Here is a 7492-nt window from a genome sequence, read left to right as displayed (position 1 = left end):
TTCAACAGGGTACACGGVAAWGCGTCCTCCGACCACGGCTACCAACGCACCGGTTCGGTGATCCATCAACGTGAAAGCACCTTCGACTTCTCCCGCTGATCCGGGCACGAATTCCCCATTCTTCATTTCCCCTGCTGCGATCTTTTGAATCTCCGGATTCATTTCTACGATGATTCGGTATCCTCCCCTTTTCAGTTCATCACGGGAAATATGGTACCGATCCGCTGCTTCATCGATGACGAGATCCACATAACTGTTCGACCACGTTTCCGGCTCTTCGTCGTCTTTTTCAACAGCAAGTGTCGATCCCTGCATCTGCTTCATCGTAGCAGCGTCAATGGCGCCCACGTCATACATACGGGAAAGTACAACATTTCTTCTTTGTTCCGCTTCTTCCGGATGATCAAAAGGAGAGTACGTGTTTGGTGCTTTCGGAAGTCCAGCGAGCAGGGCTCCTTGAGCCACGGTCAAATTTTCCACGGATGTCTGGAAGTAATGCTGGGAAGCGGCCTCAATTCCATAAGCGCCTTCCCCGAAATAAATTCGGTTCAAATACAGTTCCAATATCTCATCTTTCGTGTAATTCCTTTCCAGGTAGGAAGCCGCCATCATTTCTTTCGTCTTTCTCATCCACGTCTTCTCATTGGAGAGGAACAGGTTCTTCGCCACCTGCTGGGTGATCGTACTCGCTCCTTCCACTTTCTTCATGGCGATAATATCTTTATAGACGGCTCGCATAATGCCTTTAAAGTCTACACCGGAATGGTCCCGGAAGCGGCTGTCCTCCACTGCGATGAAAGCTTCCTGCACGTGCTCCGGAATTTGGGAGATCGGGACGACCTGACGATTCTCCGTATAGATCCGCTCGATGACGTCTCCATCCGGCGTTTCTACCGTCGTCATTTCATTCAATATCAAATCTTCTTCCTCTACAACAAACCGGCCGCCGAAAAGAATCGTCATATAGCCGATGAGTGCAAGCAGGAAGAAGGAACCAAGGACAATGCCCGGCCACTTCAACCGTTTGCTCCACGGCGGCAGTTTTTCTGTTATTTTCTTGAAGTTCAACTATTTGCATCCTTTCCTGCTATTCTCCTTCCTGCTTGCCATGGTGGATCGGCGGTTGGTAAACTGGAACCAACGTGAAGAAAGGAGACATCGGTTATGAAGGTTTCGATGACGCATGGTACATTAAACTATCTATCCAAACTGAAAGAGCAGCATCCACAAGCCCCTCTGTTTTTCATGCAGGACGGAGATAAGACCGTCGCTTATTATGAAGGGGAGGATACATCCATCTTTGAAGAAGGACGGGATTATGAAACCGTCGACCACGTCGGAACCGTTCAAGCGGACGGCTTCGTGGTCATGAATAACATCCCTGTCAGCGACGAAGGCCGTCCCGTATTCGAGGACCGCTTCAAACAACGGGCTGGAAATGTGGAACAGCGCGAAGGTTTTCAAGCCATCCGCATCCTCCGTCCTTTGAAAGGTAACACCTATGTCGTCTTCACCCAGTGGCGGAACGAACAGGATTTTGAAGATTGGAAGAACTCCAAATCCTTTGACGATGCCCATAAGAAGTCCGGACCGAAGCACGCGAAGAAGCCTTCTTTCATCGACGGTGACGCTTATATCACCAAATACCATATGACACAGCTTGACGGGTAGTATAGAAAAGTGAGCGGCACGAGGCCGCTCACTTTTTTTGTTGCTTGAAATATCAGAGGAAACCCGCGAAGCTGTTCGTTCAGCCCTGCCCTTCCTCTTCTGCGTCCTTCAGCACTTCCTGATGAAAGAAATCATCGAAAGCTGTGACGGACTGCTCGCCGACGATCCGTGCCTGCTCTTCCCCGTCTTCAAAATGGACGAGCGTCGGCGTCGATTCAATGCCGTATTCCTGGAATTGATCTTCAAACTCATCCAAATTCAGCTTCTTCATATCAACTCCGAGTTCATCGGTCATCGGAACAAGCACCGGGGTCGTCCGCTGACAGTGGACACAGGTAGGACTGTAAAAGTAGACCGTAACCGGCTCCCCGGACGCGATTTCTTCCTGTAGATCGTCCGGCTGGATCTGGTTCTGATAGTTCGGATCATCAAGCTGATCGATCGTCGCCTGATCCAAGTTGTCTTTTCCATAAGGATTATCCGCCGTCTTCTGGCCGTTTTGATAGTTCACGACGACAATCAGGACGACAATTAATACAGCGAGAATACTTGCAAAAATGATCATATTCTTTTTCATGCTTCTTTTCTCCCCTTCTGTCTAACAAGTGTCAAATGAATGATGAAGATGATAAGGAATGCGATACCGGCCAGAAAAGGAATCGTGATGAAGCCGAATACGTTGATGTATTGCCCGTTACAAGGGACAAGTCCGCAGCTGTCGGTCGTCGACAGTGCAGGAATTTTCTGGATACAGTAATGGTAGATCGATACGAGTGAACCGATTCCACTCATGAAGAGCCCCGGCAGGGCGATGTCCATATTTTTCTTGATCAGAGAAGTACCGTAAATCAGGACGAGCGGATACATAAGGATCCTTTGATACCAGCACAGCTCGCACGGAATATAGCCGAGCACTTCGGAAAAGAACAAACTCCCGGCGGTAGCGACGAGCGCCACTGCCCATATAAGGAAAACCCGTGTTTCCATGTCTTTTTCATACGCCAAATCCTTTCTTAACCTCTCTCTCACCTGCCATTATACAATGGATCCAAAGGAAAACAAAGGGATTTCCCGGCTGCCGGACAACCGCCTATTTCCAGGGAAATACCCACCGTCTTCCTCCAATATATGAGTGCTGATGTTTAAAGGAAAAGGCACGGGGAATGATAATTATAGACCATGTTTTACGAAAGGATGTTGCTCGATGGATGAAAAAATGAAAGCATTGATCGAAGGCTTAAACGAGGATTTGTCCCATGAGTATGCGGCATCGATCATGTACACGTATAATGCCGCTGTCGTCACAGGCTTGTACCGGTCTGTTTTAAAGCCGTTCTTTGAAAGTGAAGTAGCCGACGAGCAGGGCCATGCCCTCTATTTGGCAGAAAAAATCAGCACACTGGGCGGAACGCCTACGACGACTCCGGCAGAAGTAAAACAGTTGAAGGATGTCCGGCCGATGCTCGAAGAAGCGAAAGAGGCAGAACGCCAGACGATTCAACGGTATGAAGAACGTAAAGCGCAGGCAGAGGAACTCGGGCTGACAGAGTTGTCCGTCAAGCTTGATGATATGATTGCAGATGAAACCGGCCACATGGAAGAAATCGGCCGCCTGCTGCAGGATTCACGCCTTCACGATTAACAGCATATCCAGAAAAGCCCCGGCCGTGCCGGGGCTTTTCTTATTATCAGAATAATAATATTTGTTTGTGAATGCCTCGGGAGTGTATTAAAATTTACACATAGGAAAAGGAGGCAGATAAACATGTGGGATAATATTTTCCAAGCGATCGACGATTTGTACGACAAGATGGTCGAAACGAGAAGGTACTTACATCAGCACCCGGAAGTTTCCTTTGAAGAGGAACAGACAGCGAAATACATTGCAGGTACATACGAGAAGCTGGGCATCCCGTATGAAACGGGCATAGGAGGTAACGGCGTCATCGCCACTCTGAAAGGCGGGAAACCAGGTAAGACCGTCGCTCTGCGTGCGGATTTCGACGCACTTCCGATTCAGGAGGAAAACGATGTCCCCTACCGCTCGAAAAACGACGGTGTCATGCATGCCTGCGGCCATGACGGTCATACAGCAGCGCTCCTCGGGTTAGCAGAAGCCGTTCTGCCGTATAAAGAAGAGATTCCGGGAACGATCCTGTTTCTTCATCAACATGCCGAAGAATATGCTCCCGGCGGGGCGAAACCGATGGTGGAAGCCGGCGCTATCGACGGCGTCGATGCTGTCTTCGGTACCCACTTATGGGTCGATGCCCCATTCGGAACGATCCAGACGTCCAAGAGCGCGTTCATGGCCGGTGCCGACCGCTTTGAGATCACCATTCACGGTAAAGGCGGACACGGAGCAATGCCTCATCAAACAAAAGATGCTATTGTCATCGGCTCCCAGCTCGTCACTTCCCTGCAGCAAATCGTGAGCAGACGTGTAGACCCACTTAAAACGGCTGTTGTCACTATCGGAACGTTCGAGGCAGGACAAACATTCAACGTCATTGCAGACTCCGCTAAAATTACCGGCACCGTCCGGACGTTCGAAACAAAAGTCCAGGATTCCATTATCGAAGAAATCGAGAAGATCCTGAAAGGGACATGTACCGGTTATGATGCAGCGTACACCCTGGAATATCATAAAGGATATCCTCCTGTCATCAATCATGCGGAAGAGGCCGAGTTAATCCTAAAAAATGCTCCGAAAGCAGAAGCCGGGCTGGAAACAGAAGAAATAGCTCCAAGCATGGCCGGCGAAGACTTTTCCTATTATTTGCTGGAGAAACCGGGCGCCTATTATTTCACCGGAGCAAGACTACCGGACCACTATTACCCTCATCATCATCCGAAATTCGACTTTGATGAGCGGGCAATGAAACACGCTGCAAAGACGCTGTTCCAAACATTCCTCAGCTACCAGAAAAACCATAAACATTAAAGAATCCGGAGACGGCAGCACTGCATCGCCGTCTCCCCTAAATGATGAAGCATTCTGCCATTTACGGCGAATCCCACTACAGCCCCGACTCCAGGGAGCAGTTGGAACAGCTTCACAAAATCAATCGTATCCCGATATTCCTGCTGAAGAGTCTGCCAATCCATCTGCTTCGCTTCTTCCGGAAGCTCTTCCCACTTCCAAAGCTTTTCTTTCACCCCTGCTCTCGCCTCATCACTTGAGAAAGCGAGCAGAAATATATGAAGAAGATAAAGCCTTTCTTCATACCTTTCCACTTGCCATCCATAAACCTGACCTGCATCAAATAAAAACTTCATTTTTATACTTAAGAGCAGTGGGAAGTCGGCCAACCCGATCCAGAAACCTCCGAGGCCTGTTCCAGCCCCCTCTAATGCCGCACTCCTGCTATATTTACGGCGCAGTTCCATCACTTTCTCTTCCTTTTCTGCAAACGTCCATTCCGGATCTACTTCGACCCGATCTATATATTTCGATGTTGTCAAAGCGGTTTCGATCATTCCTTTGACGGCTTCCGTGACTACCTTATGCACGTTGTCCGGAATTTTATCATTCACTTTCGTCTGAAACCGCTTGGATGACCGCTGCAGCCGGGAAGGTCGTTTCTCAAGCGCGCGGGCCCACCGCTCGGCTTCACTCTTTACACGTGATTCATAGGACATGTATCTCCCTCCATTCCGATTATTATATGAAAAATCCGGACATGCCGGTCTTCCGAGGAGGAATGCCGGGACAATGTCCGGATGAAGCCGGGCCGTAAACGTGTACGTTTCTAAACCAGCTTTTGTTTCACATAACTGTTTATAAATAGATAGCTGAATACTGCTCCGCCTCCCCAAACGATGACGAGACCGACAGGGTTCCATTGGACAAGGAATAAGAGTCCGAAGAGAAATGTCTGAAACAGCATAAGCTGCTTCATCCAACTAAGCAGCGCTTTCGTTTTCCATTCCTTCTTTAATGGATAAATATCCATCCAGGCAATCGTCCGGTGATGGTTCCAGAGCGACATCATTTGAAAAGCGGTCAAATAAAGAAACAGGAGAGCGAAGGCCGCTTTGAACCAGACATTCGGAACGAACCAGACAGCGAGACCGCCTATGACGATCAAACGGAAATACATGCCCAGATAATCACTGCTTCTGACGAACGTAATCCGGTATAAATAAGCGAAAGCCTGGTCTTGCCGATAGGTTAGTCCACCAATCAGTGCCCGCACTAAACCATGTCTTTTCTTGACGGTGTTCTTCAAATGAGGGACATCCGTAAACATATTGGCGATTCTGTAAAACGTACGCATCCTTTGCTGGTCTTTTTGTACAAGCAGATCCCAAGTCAGCCCGGCTTTTTTCCTGGAAAGGTTGTACGAATAAAGAACGACGACCACAAGCAGAACGGTTACGATACTTGCAAACAACCACTCCCCTTTCGCCAGGAAGTAAAAGATGACGACATTCAGGACGGCTTTTACAAGCTGGTCCGTGACTCGGATCCGCGGACTGCGTTCTTTCAGCATCCACCAGTTCGACAACATATTCCACACCTTGATGATGAGTGCGACTCCGATCATCATCAAATAATGGCGGGTGCCGAATTCCGGATATGTGGCAAAATACAGCGGCCCAAGCGCAGCACCTATCAGGAAAATGAGGTATAGCTGGATGACATAGCTGTAGTACAAGCAGCGTCTGAAATAATCTCCGAGCTGATATTCTGCAGGAAGAAGAAACACTAAGTCCGGCTCTTTGAGAAGCGTACGCACCGGGCTGTAGCTCACCATATATCCGAAAGCCGCACCTACGATCAAAGCCGTTGGAAAGCCTTCCGGGATATCCTGCAGCCACTGCTGATAGAAATAGGCGAGAGCGGAAACGAAGAAGAACATCGCGACGGCCATGTGACCGTTAAAAATGTACTTCAAGTACCGGTTCGTTTCTTTCATATGTGCGGAGAAGCGTTTTTTCCAAAATTCCTTGGCATTAATCATGCTGCTCTTCCTTCGTCAGTTCCACATAGATATCATCAAGTGATGCCTGCGCTTTACCAAACGAACGGCGCAGTTCTTCCAGCGTGCCTTGTGCGCGTATTTCCCCGTCATGAAGAATGATGAAACGATCGCAGTACTTCTCGGCCGTCGCGAGGATATGGGTCGACATCAGGATTCCAGCCCCTTTGTCGCGCATATCCTCCATCATCTGAAGATAGGACTGGATTCCGAGCGGATCGAGACCGACGAACGGTTCATCGACGATATACAGTTCTGGTTCGATCAGGAAAGCACACATGATCATCACCTTCTGTCTCATCCCTTTCGAGAAATGAACAGGGAACCATTTCAGCTTCTTCTCCATCCGAAATTCTTTTAAGAGCGGGTCCATCCTTTTCTTGAATTCATCCTCCGGAACGTTGTAAGCCATCGCGGTCAAATGCAGGTGTTCATAAAGAGTCAGTTCATCGTACAGGATCGGCATTTCCGGTATATAACCGAGCTGCTGCCTGTATTTCTCCGGCTCTTCATCAAAAGAAGTTCCGTTGATGGCGACCTTTCCTTTCTTCGCCTGCATCATGCCGATGATGTGTTTAATCGTCGTACTCTTCCCTGCTCCGTTCAGTCCGATCAGACCGACAATTTCCTGTGGATTCACATTGAAGGAAATGCCGTGCAGGACGTTTTTGTGCGTATAACCTCCGTGGAGATCTTCAATATGTAATAAAGGTTCCATTGTATTCCCCCATTTTCTTGAACATCACGTTTGCCAAAATTTTATCATATTTCCTTCCGCGATACACTTTTCGCCGTCGAGAACAGCAGAGTTTCTGTGATACAATGAATGACAAAAG

Annotated in this window: 9 protein-coding genes; 3 read left to right on the top strand and 6 right to left on the bottom strand. The window is 48.5% G+C overall.

Annotated features, from left to right (window positions below; genetic code table 11):
- Positions 1–1068, bottom strand: a 1068-nt coding sequence (locus D479_RS06055; protein ID WP_008634805.1) for a transglycosylase domain-containing protein, incomplete at its 3' end; no start/stop codon positions are given.
- Between the two features lie 96 nt (positions 1069–1164).
- Between D479_RS06055 and D479_RS06050 the strand changes: the two genes are divergently transcribed.
- Positions 1165–1671, top strand: coding sequence for an antibiotic biosynthesis monooxygenase (locus tag D479_RS06050; protein ID WP_008634803.1), 507 nt, complete (start codon positions 1165–1167; stop codon positions 1669–1671).
- 79 nt (positions 1672–1750) lie between these two features.
- Here the strand turns inward: D479_RS06050 and D479_RS06045 are convergent, their stop codons facing one another.
- Complete coding sequence (locus tag D479_RS06045; RefSeq protein ID WP_008634799.1) at positions 1751–2248, bottom strand: thioredoxin family protein; 498 nt, start codon at positions 2246–2248, stop codon at positions 1751–1753.
- The gene (locus D479_RS06040) at positions 2245–2658 is read right to left on the bottom strand and encodes a disulfide oxidoreductase (RefSeq protein WP_039870922.1); all 414 of its coding nucleotides are present in this window, start codon (positions 2656–2658) and stop codon (positions 2245–2247) included. Before D479_RS06040 ends, D479_RS06045 begins: the two co-directional genes overlap by 4 nt.
- A gap of 217 nt (positions 2659–2875) precedes the next feature.
- Here D479_RS06040 and D479_RS06035 point away from each other — a divergent pair, with 217 nt between their 5' ends.
- Together D479_RS06035 and D479_RS06030 are read left to right on the top strand one after the other, a co-directional pair.
- A complete protein-coding gene (locus D479_RS06035; protein ID WP_008634790.1) occupies positions 2876–3313 on the top strand; it encodes a ferritin-like domain-containing protein in 438 nt (145 codons plus the stop codon).
- A 123-nt stretch (positions 3314–3436) separates the two neighbouring features.
- Positions 3437–4615 carry a M20 family metallopeptidase gene (locus tag D479_RS06030; RefSeq protein WP_008634788.1) on the top strand — a complete coding sequence of 393 codons (1179 nt, stop codon included), beginning with the start codon at positions 3437–3439 and terminating at the stop codon, positions 4613–4615.
- On the opposite strand, the gene D479_RS06025 is transcribed toward D479_RS06030, so the two are convergent.
- The 3 genes from D479_RS06025 to D479_RS06015 form a co-directional block, all read right to left on the bottom strand.
- Positions 4612–5313, bottom strand: coding sequence for an EcsC family protein (locus tag D479_RS06025; RefSeq protein WP_008634779.1), 702 nt, complete (start codon positions 5311–5313; stop codon positions 4612–4614). The two genes, D479_RS06030 and D479_RS06025, sit on opposite strands and share 4 nt — an antisense overlap.
- A gap of 110 nt (positions 5314–5423) precedes the next feature.
- Complete coding sequence (locus tag D479_RS06020; RefSeq protein WP_008634777.1) at positions 5424–6638, bottom strand: ABC transporter permease; 1215 nt, start codon at positions 6636–6638, stop codon at positions 5424–5426.
- Positions 6631–7374 carry an ABC transporter ATP-binding protein gene (locus D479_RS06015; protein WP_008634775.1) on the bottom strand — a complete coding sequence of 248 codons (744 nt, stop codon included), beginning with the start codon at positions 7372–7374 and terminating at the stop codon, positions 6631–6633. Before D479_RS06015 ends, D479_RS06020 begins: the two co-directional genes overlap by 8 nt.
- Positions 7375–7492: the final 118 nt, after the last annotated feature.

It is taken from the genome of Halobacillus sp. BAB-2008, from assembly GCF_000328325.1.
Taxonomy (GTDB): domain Bacteria; phylum Bacillota; class Bacilli; order Bacillales; family Halobacillaceae; genus Halobacillus.
Note: the sequence above shows the minus strand (reverse complement) of the source record. Positions and strands in the feature narration are given on the sequence as shown.

Bases quoted from the DNA above. Each gene is read 5' to 3' on its own strand.
- D479_RS06050 (WP_008634803.1), top strand. From the start codon at position 1,165: ATGAAGGTTTCGATGACGCATGGTACATTAAACTATCTATCCAAACTG.
- D479_RS06045 (WP_008634799.1), bottom strand. From the start codon at position 2,248: ATGAAAAAGAATATGATCATTTTTGCAAGTATTCTCGCTGTATTAATT.
- D479_RS06040 (WP_039870922.1), bottom strand. From the start codon at position 2,658: ATGGAAACACGGGTTTTCCTTATATGGGCAGTGGCGCTCGTCGCTACC.
- D479_RS06035 (WP_008634790.1), top strand. From the start codon at position 2,876: ATGGATGAAAAAATGAAAGCATTGATCGAAGGCTTAAACGAGGATTTG.
- D479_RS06030 (WP_008634788.1), top strand. From the start codon at position 3,437: ATGTGGGATAATATTTTCCAAGCGATCGACGATTTGTACGACAAGATG.
- D479_RS06025 (WP_008634779.1), bottom strand. From the start codon at position 5,313: ATGTCCTATGAATCACGTGTAAAGAGTGAAGCCGAGCGGTGGGCCCGC.
- D479_RS06020 (WP_008634777.1), bottom strand. From the start codon at position 6,638: ATGATTAATGCCAAGGAATTTTGGAAAAAACGCTTCTCCGCACATATG.
- D479_RS06015 (WP_008634775.1), bottom strand. From the start codon at position 7,374: ATGGAACCTTTATTACATATTGAAGATCTCCACGGAGGTTATACGCAC.